We start from the raw sequence: 17,098 nt of genomic DNA on the forward strand, positions 1-17,098 counted from the left end.
CTGTTGCGTTATCGGTTGACGCCGCTGGCGTTGATCTGCGCGCTGGGATTGAGCGCCGGCGCGCAGGCGGAAACGCTGGCCGAAGGCATCACGCCTGCCAGCGACGTCAGCCGGGTGCCGGCCGCCGCCAAGCTGCGCAAAGACACCGTGGTGGCGGGCATCTCGGAACCGCAGGGGATTTTCAACCCGTATCTGTTCACCAACGGCTGGGACGAGAACGTGACCGACGTGATCTTCAGCCGCCTGATCGGCCTGGACAGCCAGGGCAAGCCAGAAGGGCGATTGGCGGAGTCCTGGCAGGTCAGCCCCGATAATCTGACCTATACCATCAGGCTGCGGCCGAATCTGGTCTACAGCGACGGCTCGCCGCTGAAAGCCGACGATATCGCCTTTACCCTGACGCTGCTGCACGATCCGGCCTATGACGGCGACACCGATATCACGCCGGCGCACATCCAGGGCGGCGCCGAGTATAAAAACGGTACCGCCGCCGGCATCAGCGGGCTGAAGGTGATCGACGATCGCACCATTCAGATCGTCACCACCCAACCGGGCGCCACTACGTTGCAACTGATTGGCGGGCCGGTATTGTCGCGGGCTTACTACGGCAAAGACTATCAGCGCGGCAAGCTCGACGGCGTGCGCGCCTTGAACGGCAAGCCGCTCGGCAACGGCCCCTATATTTACGACAAGTACGTGCCGGGGCAGGAGATCCGCTTCCACGCCAATCCGAACTTCTACCTCGGCCCGCCGCCGATGGCGCGCTTTATCTACCGCGTCACCAACCCGGCCACCAACTTCCAGCTGTTCCAGACCGGTGAGACCGACTACGACGCCTTTACCGCCAAGCCGGACGATATCGAACAGCTCAAGCTGCTCGGCTTCGCCAATATCAACCTTTACAGCTCAAGCGATTACAGCCGCGTTGATTTCAACCTCAGACGCCCGGCCCTGCAGGACAAGCGGGTGCGTCAGGCGCTGATTTACGGCCTGGATCGGCAAAAACTGATCGCCGTGGTGTACCAAGGGTATGGCAAGGTCGCCAACCAGCCGATTTCGCCGATCTCCTGGGCTTACGACGCCAACGGCATCAATCCTTACGCTTACGATCTCGATAAGGCCAAAAAGCTGTTGGACGAGGCTGGCTGGCAGGTGGGCGCTGACGGTATCCGGCAGAAAGACGGTAAAAAGCTGGAGCTGACGCTGCTGGTGACCAAAAAGCTGATCAACGACGCGCTGGTGCCGATCGCCAAGGATAACTACCGCCGGCTCGGCGTGGTGCTGAAACCGCAGGTATTGGATTTCAACGCGCTGCTGGCGCAGCGCAAGGCGGGCAATTACGACCTGGCGTCCCTCAGTACCAGCACGCTGAACGATCCGCACGACGGCGTGCGCGATTTCATCAGCCGCGAGAGCGAGACCGGCTACCACAACCCGCAGGTGGATGCGCTGATCGCCAGGGCCAACGCCACGCTGGATATCGCCCAGCGCAAGCCGCTGTACCACCAGCTGTATCAGGCGCTGTCGGACGATCCGCCGGTGATCCTGCTCGGCAACCGCGAGATTTTGAGCGCCAGCAGCGCGCGCGTCACCGGCTTTAAACCGGATATCTACAACGGATTGGTCGGCAGCCTGCCGAACGTCAAACCGGCGCCGTAACGCCCTGACGCCGCCGCGCCATTCCGTGCGGCGGCGATGGAACCCGCGATGAGAAACTTTATCTTGCGCCGTCTGTTGCAGACTATCCCGATGCTGTTGTTGGCTTCCTTGCTGATTTTTTGCATTTTCGCCCTGGCGCCCGGCGATTTTATCGACGGCAACATCAATTTGACCGCGCAACGCGCCGCCGAGCTGCGGGCGCTGTATGGGTTGGATCAGCCGTTGTTCAGCCGCTACCTGCACTGGCTCGGCCGCTTGCTGCAGGGCGATCTCGGTTTTTCGCTGCAGTATCAGATCCCGGTCAGCACGTTGCTGAATCAATACATCTGGAACTCGTTCCTGCTGGCGGCGGTGGCGATGGTGCTGTATTGGGGCATCGCGTTGGCGGTGGGGGTGATCTCGGCGATGAAACCCTATTCGCTGTTCGATCATCTGATCACCGTGGCGGTGTTCGCCGCTATGTCGTTTCCGACGTTCTTCCTGTGTCTGCTGCTGATCAAATGGTTCGCCGTCGACCTGCACTGGCTACCGGCGGGCGGCATGTTGCGTACCGGCAGCGAAGCGAGCGGACTGGCCTGGGCGCTGGAGGTGGCGGCGCACCTGCTGTTGCCGGTGCTGGCGCTGGTGATGCTGCAGGCCGGCAGCCTGACGCGCTATTTTCGCGCCAGCATGCTGGAGGTGATCCGCATGGACTATATCCGCACCGCGCGCGCCAAGGGGCTCAGGGAGAAAACGGTGATCCTCAAACACGCGCTGCGCAATGCGCTGTTGCCGATCATCACCCTGCTGGGGTTCGAGCTGCCGGGATTGTTCTCCGGCGCGCTGATCACCGAAAAAATCTTCAACTGGCCGGGCGCCGGACATATCCATATCGATTCGTTGGCGGCGCGTGATTACCCGGTATTGATGGGGTTCACGCTGTTTCTGGCCGCCTTGACCATTCTCGGCAATCTGCTGGCGGATATTCTGTACGCCTACGCCGACCCGCGCATTCGCTTGAGGTAACACGATGTTGGTTACGCTGTTTTTCGGCCGCCGTCGCCGCTGGCGCCAGGCGCAACTGCCTGCGCTGGCGCAACTGTCGCCACCGCCCGCCGCTCAGGCCTGGCGACGTTTGCGCCGCCACCGACCGGCGATGATTTCGCTGGCGTTGCTGGTGCTGTTGGCGCTGCTGTGCCTGATTGGGCCGTCGCTGTCGCCGTGGCACGACGATGCCGGCGACGTGCTGAATATCAACCAGGCGCCGAGCGGCGCGCACTGGCTGGGCACCGACTTTCTCGGCCGCGATATCTGCACCCGGCTGCTGCTGGCGGGGCGGATATCGCTGACCATCGGCCTGGTGTCGATGCTGCTGTCGGTAACGCTGGGCTACGTGCTGGGGGCGCTCGCCGGTTATCTGGGGGGCGTGGCGGACAGGCTGATCATGCGCTTCGCCGATCTGCTGATGACCATTCCCGGCCTGCCGCTGTTGATCATCATGGGCGCGATGCTGACCGAACTCGACGTGTCGCCGGACTACCGCATCTACATGGTGATGATCATGCTGAGCCTGCTGGGCTGGCCGTCGCTGGCGCGGCTGGTGCGCGGCCAGATCCTGTCGCTGCGCGAGCGGGATTTCATGTTGGCCACCGAAGTGCTGGGACTCTCCACCCGGCGGCGCCTCTTCGGCCATCTGTTGCCCAATACCGTGCCGATTTTGGTGGTGGTCGCCACCATGGCGGTGGCCAACGCCATCCTCAGCGAGTCGGCGTTGAGCTACCTTGGGCTGGGCGTGGTGCCGCCGACGCCGTCGTGGGGCAACATGATGGACGCCGCCAATAGCCTGATCGACTTTCAGCGCCGCCCCTGGCTGTGGATGCCGCCCGGGCTGGCGATCTTCGTCACCGTGGCGGCGATCAATATTTTGGGCGACGGCCTGCGGGACGCGCTCGATCCGAAAATGAACGGGGTAACACGATGAGCCAACCGCTGGTGGCGTTCGAGCGACTGTCGGTGTCGTTTCAGGGGGAACAAGGGCCGGTGCGGGCGGTGCAGCAGGTCAGCCTTGAGCTGCAGGCCGGGCAAACGCTGGGGATCGTCGGTGAGTCGGGCTGCGGCAAAAGCGTGACCGCCATGGCGCTGATGGGGCTGTTGCCGCAGCCGCTGGCGCAGGTAGACGGCGGTGAAATTCGCTTTGAAGGGCAAAACCTGCTGTCGCTGCGGGCCTCCAAGATGGCCGATCTGCGCGGCAACCGACTGGCGATGATCTTTCAGGAACCGATGAGCGCGCTCAATCCGGTGTTGACCCTCGGCGAACAGCTGGTGGAGCCGCTGATTCGCCACCTGACCCTGTCGCCGAAAGCGGCCTGGCGTCAGGCGATTCAACTCTTGACTGAAGTGGGGTTGGCGCGCGCCGAGGCACTGATGCGCTGCTATCCGCATCAGCTTTCCGGCGGCATGCTGCAGCGCGTGATGATCGCTATGGCGATCGGGTGCCGTCCGGCGCTGCTGATTGCCGACGAACCGACCACGGCGCTCGACGTTACGGTGCAAGCGCAGATCCTGGCGTTGCTGCGTGAGCAGAACCGGCGACACAACATGGCGATGATCTTGATCACCCACGATCTTGGGGTGCTCGCTCAGATGGCGGATCGGCTGGCGGTGATGTACGCCGGGCGCGTCGTCGAGCAGGGCACGACGCGGGAAGTGCTGGCCGAACCGCGGCACCCTTATACTCAGGGGCTGATCGCCTCGCGGCCGGTGCCGGGGCAGCGGCGTCGCCGTCTGTATTCCATTCCCGGCCAGGTGCCGGATCTGGCGCGCTTGCCTGATCACTGTGCGTTTGCCGAGCGCTGTGCGCAGGCTTCCGCTCGCTGCCGCGATGGCATTCCGCCGCTGTACGGCACGCCGCAGCGCCAGTCCGCCTGTTTCCTCAACGCCGGAGGGCGCCCGCATGTCGACTGAACCTTTGGTGGAAGTGAAAGGATTAAAGAAATATTTTCCGCTGCGCGACGGACTGTTCGGGCGCACCACCGGTCAACTGAAGGCGGTGGACGACGTCAGCTTCAGCATTCGCAAGGGGCGCATTTTCGGGCTGGTGGGCGAGTCAGGCAGCGGAAAAACCACCGTCGGCCGCACGCTGCTCGGCCTGCACGACAAGACCGCCGGTGAGGTAATGTTCAAAGGGCTGGCACTGGATAGCCTGAGCAAAGATGCGCTGCGCGCCCTGCGGCCGAAAATGCAGTTAGTGTTTCAAGATCCGTACAGTTCGCTGAACCCGCGCCTGCGCGTGGGCGACGCCATCGGCGAAGCGCTGTTGCAGCACGGCCTGGCAAGCAAGGCAGAACTGCGCGAACGCGTGCTCGATACCCTGGCGATCTGCGGGCTGTCGTCGCAGCATTATGGGCGGTTTCCGCATGAGTTTTCCGGCGGCCAGCGGCAGCGCATCGGCATCGCGCGCGCGCTGATCCTGCAGCCGGAGTTTATCGTCGCAGACGAACCGATATCGGCGCTCGACGTGTCGATTCAGGCGCAGATCATCAATCTGTTCTCCGATTTGCAGGAACGGCAGGGGGTGACGCTGCTGTTTATCTCGCACGATCTCGGCGTGGTGGAGCATCTGTGCCAGGATGTGGCAGTGATGTATCTGGGGCAGATCGTTGAGAGCGCCGATCGCGACGCGCTGTTTCGCCAACCGCTGCATCCCTACACGCAGGCCTTGTTGGCAGCGGTGCCGACGCTGGATGTGCAACGCGCGCCGGCGTGGGTGGCCGGCGGCGAGCCACCGAACCCCGCCAACCCGCCGCGCGGCTGCCGTTTCCATCCCCGCTGCCCGCTGGCCACGGCGCAGTGCCGCGAACAGGCGCCGCAGCTGCGCAGCGTGGCGCCCGGTCATCAGGTGGCTTGCCACCTGGTCGGCTAGCGTCAGGACAGGTAGTGCTTCAACGCGCGCCCGGCCTGGTGGATCGCCGAATGCACCGCCGGGGCGTGGGCGAGCGGATTCAACAGGCCGTAGTCGTGGATCAGCCCGTTGTAGCGGGTGGCGGTGACCTCGACGCCGGCGGCATCGAGCAGACGCGCGTAAGCTTCGCCTTCATCGCGCAGCACATCCAGCTCGGCGGTCTGCACCAGCGCCGGCGGCAAGCCCCGCAGCTGTTCCGGCGTGGCGTTGAGCGGCGAAGCGTAGATATCTTTGCGCTGCGCCTTATCGGGCGCGTAGCTGTCCCAAAACCACTTCATCATGTTGCGGGTCAGGAAATGGCCTTCGGCGAACTGATGATAGGAGTCGGTATCAAACTGGGCACGGGTGACGGGCCACAGCAGGATCTGGCAACGCAGTGCCGGTATGCCTTTCTCTTTGGCCATCAGGCTGACCACCGCCGCCATATTGCCGCCGGCGCTGTTGCCGACCACCGCCAGCCGTGAACCGTCGACGTTGATCTTCTCACCGTACTCGGCCACCCATTCGGTGGCGGCGTAAGCCAGGTTGATCGCCTCGGGGTAGCGCACCTCCGGTGAGCGGGGATAGTTGACGAACACCGCCGCCGCGCCGGAGCTGTAAACTAGATCGCGCACCAGGCGCTCGTGGGTGGGGAAATCGCCCAGCACCCAGCCGCCGCCGTGAAAGAACATGAATACCGGCGGCGCCTCGTTGACCCTGGCCGGACGCACCAGCTGCAGCAGAATATCCTGACCTTCTACGTGAATCGTTTTTTCGCTGATCTCGACCTCGCGCAGCGGCACCTCGACGCTGCGTTGCGCGTCCTCCAAGACCCTGCGTGCCTCTTTAGGCTTCATCTGTTCCATGGGTTTACCGCCGGCGGCATTCAGCGCGTCGAGAAATGCGCGGATGTCGTGCTGGGCGTGTGGCTGGCTGAGATCGACGGTTTTCTTGGGCATGGTGACTCCTTGGGCGCAGAAGAGAAGGGGCGGTCAGGATCACAGTGTAGCCGCTGGCAAACAAAGCGGGAGCGGAGGCTGACGGCGGTCAGCGCGGCCCGTGTTTTGGGGATATTGCAGGTGGGATCTCCGCGTCACTGCCGTCTTGCACAATCCTGACGCACCGCTGCACCCAATTGGGGCAAAAAGTGTGAGGGCGAGCAAATTGGGTGAAATTATTTTTGCGAGCCCGATCAGAAATTCTAAAGTTTTTCGTAATTGAATAGGATTTCGCGCGCAATGATGATTTTAGGCCTTATTTTTTAATTTATGCATTACCAATGCATAGAAAATGAATAAATATTCAATATAAGCCGTTGTTTTAACGTAAAAAATAGCAAAATCCGGCAAAAATCCCGTTTTGGCACGATAGCTGCTCTACACTCTTTATCAAACGACATGTATTTTAACTGCTCGTTAACATTTACTCCCCGCTCAGGGACCGGATATACGCCATAAATAGTGAAAAATCGATTTTATGTAACAGATTTGTTTCTAAATCAGCGGTAAGGGACAGTATTTTCTCCGCCGCGAAAGTCGGTTTTGAACAACGGTTTTTTTGCATTGTGGCGGCCTAACCGGGCTTGAGCGACCCTTACAGTCAAAATTCAGCCTTTGCTGAGATTATGAGGTCACTATGGAACAGCCAATCGCAGTTACCCGCCAGTCTTTCGATGACTGGATGGTCCCGGTTTATGCCCCTGCCGATTTTATTCTGGTGCGGGGCGAAGGATCGCAGGTGTGGGATCAGCAGGGTAAGTCTTATATCGATTTCGCCGGTGGCATCGCGGTTAACGCGTTGGGGCATGCGCACCCGGCGGTCAAGGCGGCGCTGGTGGAGCAGGCAGGCAAGCTGTGGCATCTGGGCAATGGCTATACCAACGAACCGGTGCTGCGCCTGGCCAAAAAACTGATCGACGCCACCTTCGCCGACAAGGTGTTCTTCTGTAACTCGGGCGCCGAAGCTAACGAAGCGGCGCTGAAACTGGCACGCAAACATGCGCACGATCAGCACGGCGCCGGTAAAGATCAGATTGTGGCGTTCAACAACGCGTTCCACGGCCGCACGCTGTTTACCGTGTCCGCCGGCGGCCAGCCAAAATATTCGCAGGACTTTGCGCCGCTGCCGGGCGGTATCACTCATACGCCGTATAACGATCTGGCCGCAGCGGCCGAGCTTATCAACGATCGCACCTGCGCGGTGATCGTCGAGCCGATCCAGGGCGAAGGCGGCGTGCTGCCGGCGGAAGCCAGTTTCCTGCAGGGGCTGCGTGAACTGTGCGATCGTCATAACGCGCTGCTGATCTTCGACGAAGTACAGACCGGCGTCGGCCGCACCGGCCACCTGTATGCCTATATGCAGTACGGCGTGGTGCCGGACGTGTTGACCACCGCCAAAGCGCTGGGCGGCGGCTTCCCGATCGGCGCCATGCTGACCACCGATGCGCTGGCGAAAACGCTGGGCGTCGGCACCCACGGCACCACCTACGGCGGCAACCCGCTGGCGACGGCGGTGGCGGGGGAAGTGTTCTCCATCATCAACACGCCGGAAGTGCTGGAAGGCGTCAAACAGCGTCACCAGTGGTTCATCGACGGGTTGAACGACATCAATCGCCAGTACCCGATCTTCGCCGACATTCGCGGCGGCGGTTTGCTGATCGGCTGCCAATTGACGAAGGACTATGCCGGCAAAGCGAAGCAGATCACCCAACTGGCCAACGAAGAAGGCGTCATCGCGCTGATCGCCGGTCCGGACGTGGTGCGTTTCACGCCGTCGCTGATCATCCCTGAGCAGGATGTGAAAGAGGGGCTGGCGCGATTCGCGCGCGCCGTGGCGCGCATTTGCAGCTAATCAGCGGGCTGCGCCTTCACCGGCGCAGCCTGATTCAGAAGAGGTTCGCATTATGATGATTATTCGCCCTATAGAGCGTCGCGATCTGGCGGATTTGTTGACGCTTGCCGGTAAATCTGGCATCGGTCTCACTTCACTGCCGCAAAATGAAGATACCCTGTCGGCACGCATTGAGCGGGCGTTAAAAACCTGGCAAGGCGAACTTCCGCAAAGTGACCAGTGTTATCTGTTCGTGTTGGAGGATAGCGAGCGCCGGCAGGCGGTGGGGGTCTGCGCGATCGAAGTGGCTGTCGGCCTGGCAGAACCCTGGTACAGCTTCCGCGTCGGCACGCAGGTACATGCCTCCAAACAGCTGAACGTCTATAAATCGGTACCGACCCTGTTCCTCAGCAACGATCATACCGGCCATTCGGAGCTGTGCACGCTGTTCCTCGATCCGGACTATCGCCACGGTGAGAACGGCAAACTGCTGTCGAAGGTGCGTTTCCTGTTTATTGCCGCATTCCGCGAGCGTTTCTCCCGCCGTCTGATCGCCGAGATGCGCGGCTTCTCAGATGAAAACGGCCGTTCGCCGTTCTGGGAGAGCGTCGGCCACCGTTTCTTCTCCATCGAGTTCGCCAAGGCGGACTACCTGAGCGGCACCGGACAAAAGGCGTTTATCGCTGAACTGATGCCGAAACATCCGCTGTATGTCGATTTCCTGGCCGAAGACGCGCAGAAAGTGATCGGCGAAGTGCATCCGCAAACCCTGCCGGCACGCCGGTTGCTGGAGGCGGAAGGCCTGAGCTATCAGGGCTACGTCGATATCTTCGACGGCGGCCCGACGCTGGAAGCCGAGATCGACCATATCCGCGCGGTGAAGCAGAGCCGCCTGGTGAAAGTGGTGCTGGATGACACGCCGATGCGCGCCGATGCGCCGGTGCATCTGGTGGCCAACGACAACTATCAGAACTACCGCGCACTGTTGGTCAATGCCGAACTGTATGACGACCGCCTGCATATCAACGCCGCCACCGCTGCGGCGCTGGGCGTCGAGCAGGGCAGCCCGGTGCGGGTGCTCCCCCTTATTGCACAGGAGAAAGCATGATGTCCCATCCTGCTCTGTTGATTAACGGCGTCTGGCGGCAGGGCCGCGGCGCCGAGTTCGGCAAAGCCGATCCGGTCGGCAACCAGCCGCTGTGGCGCGCTAACGCCGCCGATACTGACGACGTCGCCGCCGCCTGCGAGGCCGCGCGTGCCGCGTTTCCCGCCTGGGCGCGTACGCCGTTTGAACAGCGCGAACAGCTGGTGAAACGCTTCGCCGCCTTGCTGGAAGAGCACAAACAGCCGCTGGCGGAAACCATCAGCCGTGAGACCGGTAAACCGCGTTGGGAAACGTTGACCGAAATTCAGGCGATGATCGGTAAAGTAGGCATTTCGCTGCAGGCCTACCAATCGCGCACCGGTTTTAGCCAGACGGCGATGGCCGACGGCGCTTCGGTGCTGCGTCATCGCCCGCACGGCGTGCTGGCGGTGTTTGGACCTTACAACTTCCCCGGCCATCTGCCGAACGGCCATATCGTGCCGGCGCTGCTGGCCGGAAACTGCGTGGTGTTCAAACCGAGCGAGCTGACGCCGCTGACCGCCGAGGAAACCCTGAAGCTGTGGCAGCAGGCCGGCCTGCCGGACGGGGTGATCAATCTGGTGCAAGGCGGCCGGGAAACCGGCGAAGCGCTGGCGGCCAGTGCGGATATCGACGGCCTGCTGTTCACCGGCAGCGCCGGCACCGGCTATCACCTGCATCGCCAATTGGCGGGGCAGCCGGAGAAGATCCTGGCGCTGGAGATGGGCGGTAACAACGCGCTGATCGTCGATGGCTTCGAGGATCGCGACGCGGCGGTCAACCTGGCTATCCAATCGGCGTTTATCTCCGCCGGCCAACGCTGCACCTGTTCACGCCGCATTTTGGTGAAGCAGGGGGCGGAAGGCGACGCCTTTATCGCGCGTTTGGTTCAGGTGGCGGGCGAACTGCGCGTCGGCCGTTGGGATGCCGAACCGCAGCCGTTCATGGGGGGCGTCGTGTCGGCAGCCGCGGCGGAGAACATGCTGAAAGCGCAGCAAAACTTGCTGGCGCTGGGCGGCAAATCGCTGCTGACCATGCGCCTGCTGGAGCCGGGCAGTTCGCTGCTCAGCCCGGGCATCATCGAGCTGACCGGCGTGGCCGGCGTACCGGACGAAGAGTACTTCGGGCCGTTGACCACGATTGTGCGTTACCGCGATTTCGACGAGGCGCTGCAGCTGACCAACCGGACGCGCTACGGCCTGTCGGTGGGGCTGGTATCGCCGCAGCGTGAGCTGTTCGAGCGGTTGCTATTGGAAGCGCGTGCCGGCATCGTCAACTGGAACAAGCCGCTGACCGGAGCGTCCAGCGCGGCGCCGTTCGGTGGCGTGGGAGCCTCCGGCAACCATCGCCCAAGCGCCTTCTATGCGGCGGACTATTGCGCCTGGCCGATGGCGTCGCTGGAAAGCGAAAGCCTGTCGCTGCCGGCGACGCTCTCGCCGGGCTTGTCGTTCCGTTAATCGTCTGCGGCGGCGCGATGGCGCTGCCGCAGGCCATCCCCAGGGGATAGCCATGTCAGGATATGAAGTCAATTTCGACGGTTTGGTGGGGCCGACGCACCACTATGCCGGGCTGTCGTTCGGTAACGAGGCCTCTACGCAGCATCAAAACAGCGTATCGAACCCGAAGCTGGCGGCGAAGCAAGGTCTGCTGAAAATGAAGGCGCTGGCCGATCTCGGTTTCCAGCAAGGGGTATTGCCGCCGCAGGAGCGGCCGCATTTGCCGATGCTGCGTCGCCTGGGCTTCAGCGGCAGCGATGAGACGGTGCTGGCGCAGGTGATGCGTCAATCACCGCGTTTGCTGTCGGCGCTCAGCTCGGCGTCTTGCATGTGGACCGCCAATGCGGCCACCGTGTCGCCCTCGGCGGACAGCGCCGACGGCAAGGTGCACTTCACTGCCGCCAACCTGAACAATAAATTCCACCGCGCCATTGAGGCGGAAACCACCACCGCCGTATTGCGGGCGATGTTCAGCGACGATCGGCATTTTGCCCACCACGAGGCGCTGCCGCAGGTGGCGTTATTCGGCGACGAAGGGGCGGCCAACCATAACCGTCTGGGCGGCGACTACGCCAAGCGCAGCGTGCAGATGTTCGTCTACGGTCGTCAGGAATTCGGTGGCGAAACGGCGCCGACGCGTTATCCGGCGCGCCAAACGCGCGAAGCCGGCGAGGCAATCGCTCGCCTGCACCAACTGGACGAGCAGCATACGGTCTTCGTACAGCAAAACCCGGCGGTGATCGATCAGGGCGTATTCCATAACGACGTGATAGCGGTCAGTAACCAGAACGTGCTGTTCCACCACCAGCAGGCGTTTTACCGCCAGCAACAGGCGTTGGATGACGTGCGCCGCAAGATGGCGACGCTGGACAGCGAGCTGGTGGCAATCGAGGTGCCGACAGAGCGCGTCTCGGTGGCGGACGCGGTAGCGACCTATCTGTTCAACAGCCAAATTCTCACCAAGCCGAACGGCAAGATGATGATCGTGGTGCCAGAAGAGTCGCGCCAACATGCCGGCGTGTGGCGTTATCTGAACGACATGGTCGGCAGCGGCGGCCCGATCGATGAAATTCGCGTGTTTGACCTGCGCGAAAGCATGCGCAACGGCGGCGGCCCGGCCTGCCTGCGGTTGCGGGTGGCGCTCAACGAGCAGGAGCTGCGGGCGGTGAATCCACGCGTGATGATGAACGAGCGGCTGTTCGCGACGCTGAACGAGTGGGTGGATCGCCATTACCGCGATCGCCTGACGCAGGATGACCTGGCCGATCCGCTGCTGCTGCGCGAAGGGCGTGAGGCGCTGGATTCGCTGACGTCGATCCTCGGTCTCGGCGCTATTTATCCGTTCCAACGCTAAGGGAGGCGGCATGATCGATCTACTGCCCCTGACGCTGGAAGGGAACGAACCCGTCGAATGGCAAGGTGAAACGCCGCAGCTGCGCTGGCGTTGGCAGGGGGAAGGCGTGCTGGAGCTTATGCCGCGGCAGCCTTACCGCCAGGCGATGGTCATGTCGGCGGGCGTGCACGGCAACGAAACCGCGCCGATTGAACTGCTCAATCAGCTGGTTGGCGATCTGCTGATCGGCCGGTTGCCGCTGACGGTGCGGCTGTTGGTGGTGCTGGGCAACCCGGCAGCGATGCGGGCCGGCAAGCGTTATCTGCACAGCGACATGAACCGCATGTTCGGCGGCCGCTACCGCAACTTCGCCGCCAGCGGCGAGACCGTGCGTGCGCAGCAGTTGGAGCGTGCGCTCGCCGCCTTTTTCGATGGGGAACTGGCGGCGCGTTTCCATTACGATCTGCACACCGCCATCCGTGAATCGCGGTTGCCACGTTTCGGCATTCTGCCTTTCCAGAAACGCCCGTACAGTGAGCCGATGTTGAAGCTGCTGGATGCCGCCGATTTGGATGCGCTGGTGGTGCACAGCGCACCAGGCGGGACGTTTAGCCACTATTCCAGCGAGCATCTCAATGCGGCGAGCTGTACGCTCGAGCTGGGCAAGGCGCGACCGTTTGGCAGCAACGATCTACAGCAGTTTGCTGCCATCGATCGCGCTTTGCGGGCGGCGGTCAGCGAGGGGCCGTTGCCGGAGCGCGAGGGCGAGGCGATCCGGGTATTCCGTGTGATGCATTCGTTGATCAAACACAGCGAGGATTTCAAGCTGCACCTGGATGATGACACGGCCAACTTCACCGAGTTGAAACCGGGGATGTTGCTGTGCGAGCAGCCGCAGGAGGACTATCGCGTTGGCCAAGAGGGCGCGTGGATACTGTTCCCTAACCCCACTGTGGCGCTGGGCCTGCGCGCTGGCATGCTGTTGAGCGAAGTTTCCCGTTCTACGCTCTATTGATTTATCCTCGGCGGCGCCGTCAGCGCGCCGCCGTTATTCCGTTCATTATTTTGCTCTGCTATTTCCCGCTATTTTAATTGCCCTAAGGCGAATTTTATTCGTTCCTAATACCTCCTTTTATACGCGTAAATAAAAGGAGGTATTAGGTCGTTATCTGAAAGCCTTAATTGCCTGGTGAGATTGTTAAGATAAAAATGTGAAATAAGTAACGTTTTTAATAACCATGCTAATTTTGTTGTTACTTTTGAATCGCGCAGAAAGCACGCAAAACGAAACCAAAATGCACCAAAAGAGTGCGATGCACCATTTTGGTTATAAGTTATGTGATAAAAAATTCTTATATTCAATAGGTTATATGCTTTCTTGTTGGAAATATTTAGTTACAAATAAACATGCTTTCTCCTCGTTGTTTCATGAACTTTTTGATTTTAAGTTTTGATTCATGATGCTAATGTCACATCACCCCACATTAGGGGGGCTCATAAAATACCAAAAGATAAAATCACAGCCCAAACTATAAATTGGGCGTGACGGGCAGGGTTCTAATTATAATATCTAGGAAAATAAATGATGAAACGCAGTGTATTAGCCTTAGCTGTCGCCCTCGGGGCGATCACCTCCTTCGCCAACGCGGCTGAAATCTACAATAAGGATGGTAATAAACTCGACCTGTACGGCCGCGTTAACGCCAAGCATTATTTCAGCGACAGTAAGTCCAATGACGGCGATATGACCTATGTTCGCCTGGGCTTCAAAGGCGAAACGCAAATCAATGACCAGTTGACCGGTTACGGTCAGTGGGAATACAACGTCCAGGCCAATCACGACGAAGCGCAGGGCACCGCCGGCACCAAAACGCGTCTGGGCTTCGCGGGGCTGAAATTCGGCAACTACGGTTCTTTCGACTACGGCCGTAACTACGGTGTGGTGTATGACGCCGAGGCTTACACCGACATGCTGCCAGAATTCGGCGGCGACTCCTACAGCTATACCGATAACTTTATGACCGCCCGTTCCAACGGTTTGGCTACCTACCGTAACCGTGATTTCTTCGGTTTGGTGGAAGGCCTGAATCTGGCGGTGCAGTATCAGGGTAAAAACGACGGCGACGGTCGCAGCGTGACCAAGCAAAACGGCGACGGTTACGGCCTGTCCCTGGACTACCAGGACATCGGCGGTTCCGGCATCGGCGTAGCGGCGGCGTTCTCTGATTCTAACCGCACCAGCAAGCAAAAAGAGCTGCAGTATGGTAAGGGCGACAGCGCCACTGCATGGACCACCGCAGTGAAATACGACGCCAACCAGGTTTACCTGGCCGCGATGTATGCCGAAACCCGTAACATGACGCCGATCAGCGTCAATGGCACCTCCGGCTTCGCCAATAAAACGCAAAACTTCGAAGTGGTGGCCCAGTATCAGTTCGAAAACGGCCTGCGTCCTTCCTTGGGCTACGTGCAGTCCAAAGGCAAGGATATCGAAGGGATCGGTGATGCCGACCTGGTGAAATATGTGGAAGTGGGGGCGACTTACTACTTCAACAAAAATATGTACACCTACGTTGATTATCAAATCAACCAGCTGAGCGACAATAACAAACTGAAACTGGCCAACGATGATATCGTTGCCGTCAGCTTGACGTATCGCTTCTAAGCGGCAATTTCATTACCTTCATCCTGTGTCGGGAGTGGTAATCAGGCAGGGCGTAAGCCCTGCCTTAGCTTGCTGACAAAGGAGGAAAAAGCGTGGTTTTTCCTCCTTTGTGGTGAGCAGTCGAAAATCAATGAATTGATTTTCCTTATTTTAAAGGTTGTCTTCGGTAAACCTGGTAATGTCATCAGGTTTGTCATTAACCTCAGGCAGGGCGCAAGCCCTGCCTTTGTTTTATCGGGAACTCAGCCTTTGGGTGCCAACCCGACCAGCTCAATGGCGGAACGCAGCGCGGCGAAACGTTGCTGATCCTGCTCCCGCTCTATTTCGGTCACCAGCTGTGAAAGAATATTGCCGCCGGATACTTTTTTATGGTTTTTGATTAACTGCAACACTGCGTCGCCTAACGCCAGGCTGACGTCGCGCAGCAGAGTTTCATATTGCTCGTTGGAATGAGCTGATGCTGGCATGACCTTTCTCTGTCTCTCTCTTCTTCGGGAGCCGCAATTTAGCAAAACAGCGGCCTTATGCCTCGGAGGAAGGCGAAGTTTCTGATGAAATCAGAAATTCCTCAGCATCGCGCGGGGAGGGAATTAAAAATCCGAATATTCGCTGGCTGGCAACCAGAAGCCGTCAATGAACTCTTCCATGGGATAACAACCGGCGTGTCGCAAGTTCTGTTCCTTCATCGCGACCAGGCATTGTGGCTCGTCGCGCAATATGTCGACCACCATTTCACTGCAGCCACCATCCAGATAACAGACAAACATCACCAATGCGTACATCGTTGCACGCCTCCTTCGTCGAGTTGCCTTGTCTGCAACAGTGTAGGTAAAAAAGCACGATTTTTCAGCATCATTGCGCAATTAATCACCGTTGAAACGCCGCTGACGACACTTTCGGAATACTCTACCCGTTTCTGGCGCCGTGAGCGGATGGCATATCCTTTTGACGATGCTAAGCTTAACAAGCCTTACTTAAACGCATTAATGCAACCATCAAAAGGAGTGAATATGGGCTTGTTTAACTTCGTCAAAGAAGCGGGAGAAAAACTGTGGGACACAGTCACCGGCAATGCCTCCGCCGAAGATCAAGGCGCCAAACTCAAGGAGCATCTCGATAAGAGCGGCTTGCCGGGCACCGACAAAGTCGATGTGCAGGTGGTCGATGGTAAAGCCGTAGTGACCGGCGATGCCGTCAGCCAGGAGTTAAAAGAGAAGATCCTGGTGGCTATCGGCAACGTGGCGGGTATCAGCGGGGTGGAAGACAAGGTGGCGGTGACGCAACCCGACGCCGAGAGCCGCTTCTATACCGTGAAGAAGGGCGATACGCTGAGCGCGATCTCTAAAGAGATGTACGGCAACGCCAATCTGTACAACAAGATTTTTGAAGCCAACAAGCCGATGCTGTCGAGCCCGGACAAGATTTATCCGGGGCAGGTATTGCGTATCCCGCAATAACGCGTAGGTCTGCCATAGCCCGGTTGCGTACCGGGCTTTTTTTTGTCCTCTGCAATAGGCGTCTCTTATTTCCCTGCGATCTCCATGCCAGTTACATCTCCCCTGTGTCCCTGCTCGCTCGCCGGCAGGGGCGGTGTTGACCCTGATGGGGAAAATTGATAGCGTCATCTCCCGGTTGAGGCCGGAACGACCAAGGCGCCAACGTGCGTGCCTTATTCTGAGGGGATATTTTGCCCCGTCAAACAGCAATGCAGCAGTTGAACGAGTGAAAACCGATTTAGTGAAACAACAGCGTAACGCCTCAACGGATAAAAATTATCGAGAAACCTTGGGTGATGCGCAATTTGCGATCGTCGTGTTGGCGGTGGCGTCCTGCTCACTGATTATCTTTACGCTGGCGGTCACGCTGTGGGTGACCTGACGCGATTAACTAGGGGAGATAAAATGGAGCCTAATCTCCATGATGAAACCAAACTGCTGGCGATCATCGGCCTGTTGGTGTCCGTGCTGCTGGTGGTATCAATTCTCTTTGGCGTGACCTATTTCTCCGATCTCAGGCACGCGCATGACGATATAGACATCAAGAGCTGCTATATCAAAGCGTCCTGAATCGCGCG

The 17,098-nt window shown here is 59.6% G+C and carries 17 protein-coding genes; 14 read left to right on the forward strand and 3 right to left on the reverse strand.

Going from position 1 to position 17,098, the window contains the following annotated elements; translation table 11 throughout:
* Window positions 1–3: 3 nt before the first annotated feature.
* From ACJ8J5_RS03635 to ACJ8J5_RS03655, 5 genes are read left to right on the forward strand one after another with little or no spacing between them, the layout of a single operon-like run.
* Complete coding sequence (locus tag ACJ8J5_RS03635; RefSeq protein ID WP_414104521.1) at window positions 4–1,659, forward strand: ABC transporter substrate-binding protein; 1,656 nt, start codon at window positions 4–6, stop codon at window positions 1,657–1,659.
* Between the two features lie 48 nt (window positions 1,660–1,707).
* Entirely contained in the window at window positions 1,708–2,664 is a 957-nt protein-coding gene (locus ACJ8J5_RS03640; protein ID WP_004934604.1) for an ABC transporter permease, read from the forward strand.
* A gap of 4 nt (window positions 2,665–2,668) precedes the next feature.
* A complete protein-coding gene (gene opp4C / locus ACJ8J5_RS03645) occupies window positions 2,669–3,619 on the forward strand; it encodes an oligopeptide ABC transporter permease (RefSeq protein WP_414104420.1) in 951 nt (316 codons plus the stop codon).
* Entirely contained in the window at window positions 3,616–4,602 is a 987-nt protein-coding gene (locus ACJ8J5_RS03650) for an ABC transporter ATP-binding protein (protein WP_197835002.1), read from the forward strand. The genes opp4C and ACJ8J5_RS03650 overlap by 4 nt, the downstream gene beginning before the upstream one ends.
* On the forward strand, window positions 4,592–5,560 hold the full coding sequence (locus ACJ8J5_RS03655) for an oligopeptide/dipeptide ABC transporter ATP-binding protein (RefSeq protein ID WP_197824055.1): 969 nt from the start codon (window positions 4,592–4,594) through the stop codon (window positions 5,558–5,560). The genes ACJ8J5_RS03650 and ACJ8J5_RS03655 overlap by 11 nt, the downstream gene beginning before the upstream one ends.
* Before the next feature lie 2 nt (window positions 5,561–5,562).
* Here ACJ8J5_RS03655 and ACJ8J5_RS03660 read toward each other — a convergent pair whose 3' ends face one another.
* Window positions 5,563–6,537, reverse strand: a complete 975-nt coding sequence (locus ACJ8J5_RS03660; protein WP_197824054.1) for an alpha/beta hydrolase — start codon at window positions 6,535–6,537, stop codon at window positions 5,563–5,565.
* A 676-nt stretch (window positions 6,538–7,213) separates the two neighbouring features.
* Here ACJ8J5_RS03660 and ACJ8J5_RS03665 point away from each other — a divergent pair.
* From ACJ8J5_RS03665 to ACJ8J5_RS03690, 6 genes are all read left to right on the forward strand, one after another.
* Entirely contained in the window at window positions 7,214–8,428 is a 1,215-nt protein-coding gene (locus ACJ8J5_RS03665; RefSeq protein ID WP_025303180.1) for an aspartate aminotransferase family protein, read from the forward strand.
* A gap of 52 nt (window positions 8,429–8,480) precedes the next feature.
* Window positions 8,481–9,515 carry an arginine N-succinyltransferase gene (gene astA, locus ACJ8J5_RS03670; protein ID WP_049204091.1) on the forward strand — a complete coding sequence of 345 codons (1,035 nt, stop codon included), beginning with the start codon at window positions 8,481–8,483 and terminating at the stop codon, window positions 9,513–9,515.
* Window positions 9,515–10,987 (forward strand): succinylglutamate-semialdehyde dehydrogenase, encoded by a 1,473-nt coding sequence (gene astD, locus ACJ8J5_RS03675; RefSeq protein WP_414104522.1) that lies wholly within the window; start codon window positions 9,515–9,517, stop codon window positions 10,985–10,987. Before astA ends, astD begins: the two co-directional genes overlap by 1 nt.
* A gap of 52 nt (window positions 10,988–11,039) precedes the next feature.
* Window positions 11,040–12,380 (forward strand): N-succinylarginine dihydrolase, encoded by a 1,341-nt coding sequence (gene astB / locus ACJ8J5_RS03680; RefSeq protein ID WP_043143870.1) that lies wholly within the window; start codon window positions 11,040–11,042, stop codon window positions 12,378–12,380.
* Window positions 12,381–12,390: 10 nt separating this feature from the next.
* Entirely contained in the window at window positions 12,391–13,374 is a 984-nt protein-coding gene (gene astE / locus ACJ8J5_RS03685) for a succinylglutamate desuccinylase (RefSeq protein WP_043143868.1), read from the forward strand.
* A gap of 567 nt (window positions 13,375–13,941) precedes the next feature.
* A complete protein-coding gene (locus ACJ8J5_RS03690) occupies window positions 13,942–15,024 on the forward strand; it encodes a porin (RefSeq protein ID WP_025303175.1) in 1,083 nt (360 codons plus the stop codon).
* A 242-nt stretch (window positions 15,025–15,266) separates the two neighbouring features.
* Here ACJ8J5_RS03690 and ACJ8J5_RS03695 read toward each other — a convergent pair whose 3' ends face one another.
* Window positions 15,267–15,491, reverse strand: coding sequence for a biofilm development regulator YmgB/AriR family protein (locus ACJ8J5_RS03695; protein ID WP_016927388.1), 225 nt, complete (start codon window positions 15,489–15,491; stop codon window positions 15,267–15,269).
* Between the two features lie 123 nt (window positions 15,492–15,614).
* Complete coding sequence (locus tag ACJ8J5_RS03700; RefSeq protein WP_004934567.1) at window positions 15,615–15,806, reverse strand: YebW family protein; 192 nt, start codon at window positions 15,804–15,806, stop codon at window positions 15,615–15,617.
* A 228-nt stretch (window positions 15,807–16,034) separates the two neighbouring features.
* Between ACJ8J5_RS03700 and lysM the strand changes: the two genes are divergently transcribed.
* The 3 genes from lysM (at window position 16,035) to ACJ8J5_RS03715 (ending at window position 17,090) form a co-directional block, all read left to right on the forward strand.
* On the forward strand, window positions 16,035–16,481 hold the full coding sequence (gene lysM, locus ACJ8J5_RS03705; RefSeq protein WP_025303174.1) for a peptidoglycan-binding protein LysM: 447 nt from the start codon (window positions 16,035–16,037) through the stop codon (window positions 16,479–16,481).
* Window positions 16,482–16,746: 265 nt separating this feature from the next.
* On the forward strand, window positions 16,747–16,902 hold the full coding sequence (locus tag ACJ8J5_RS03710; protein ID WP_016927390.1) for a hypothetical protein: 156 nt from the start codon (window positions 16,747–16,749) through the stop codon (window positions 16,900–16,902).
* A gap of 23 nt (window positions 16,903–16,925) precedes the next feature.
* Window positions 16,926–17,090, forward strand: a complete 165-nt coding sequence (locus ACJ8J5_RS03715; RefSeq protein ID WP_162837923.1) for a hypothetical protein — start codon at window positions 16,926–16,928, stop codon at window positions 17,088–17,090.
* Window positions 17,091–17,098: the final 8 nt, after the last annotated feature.

The organism is Serratia sp. CY43202 (assembly GCF_052168755.1).
GTDB lineage: Bacteria > Pseudomonadota > Gammaproteobacteria > Enterobacterales > Enterobacteriaceae > Serratia > Serratia bockelmannii.

Bases quoted from the DNA above. Each gene is read 5' to 3' on its own strand.
- ACJ8J5_RS03640 (WP_004934604.1), top strand. From the start codon at position 1,708: ATGAGAAACTTTATCTTGCGCCGTCTGTTGCAGACTATCCCGATGCTG.
- opp4C (WP_414104420.1), top strand. From the start codon at position 2,669: ATGTTGGTTACGCTGTTTTTCGGCCGCCGTCGCCGCTGGCGCCAGGCG.
- ACJ8J5_RS03650 (WP_197835002.1), top strand. From the start codon at position 3,616: ATGAGCCAACCGCTGGTGGCGTTCGAGCGACTGTCGGTGTCGTTTCAG.
- ACJ8J5_RS03655 (WP_197824055.1), top strand. From the start codon at position 4,592: ATGTCGACTGAACCTTTGGTGGAAGTGAAAGGATTAAAGAAATATTTT.
- ACJ8J5_RS03660 (WP_197824054.1), bottom strand. From the start codon at position 6,537: ATGCCCAAGAAAACCGTCGATCTCAGCCAGCCACACGCCCAGCACGAC.
- ACJ8J5_RS03665 (WP_025303180.1), top strand. From the start codon at position 7,214: ATGGAACAGCCAATCGCAGTTACCCGCCAGTCTTTCGATGACTGGATG.
- astA (WP_049204091.1), top strand. From the start codon at position 8,481: ATGATGATTATTCGCCCTATAGAGCGTCGCGATCTGGCGGATTTGTTG.
- astD (WP_414104522.1), top strand. From the start codon at position 9,515: ATGTCCCATCCTGCTCTGTTGATTAACGGCGTCTGGCGGCAGGGCCGC.
- astB (WP_043143870.1), top strand. From the start codon at position 11,040: ATGTCAGGATATGAAGTCAATTTCGACGGTTTGGTGGGGCCGACGCAC.
- astE (WP_043143868.1), top strand. From the start codon at position 12,391: ATGATCGATCTACTGCCCCTGACGCTGGAAGGGAACGAACCCGTCGAA.
- ACJ8J5_RS03690 (WP_025303175.1), top strand. From the start codon at position 13,942: ATGATGAAACGCAGTGTATTAGCCTTAGCTGTCGCCCTCGGGGCGATC.
- ACJ8J5_RS03695 (WP_016927388.1), bottom strand. From the start codon at position 15,491: ATGCCAGCATCAGCTCATTCCAACGAGCAATATGAAACTCTGCTGCGC.
- ACJ8J5_RS03700 (WP_004934567.1), bottom strand. From the start codon at position 15,806: ATGTACGCATTGGTGATGTTTGTCTGTTATCTGGATGGTGGCTGCAGT.
- lysM (WP_025303174.1), top strand. From the start codon at position 16,035: ATGGGCTTGTTTAACTTCGTCAAAGAAGCGGGAGAAAAACTGTGGGAC.
- ACJ8J5_RS03715 (WP_162837923.1), top strand. From the start codon at position 16,926: ATGGAGCCTAATCTCCATGATGAAACCAAACTGCTGGCGATCATCGGC.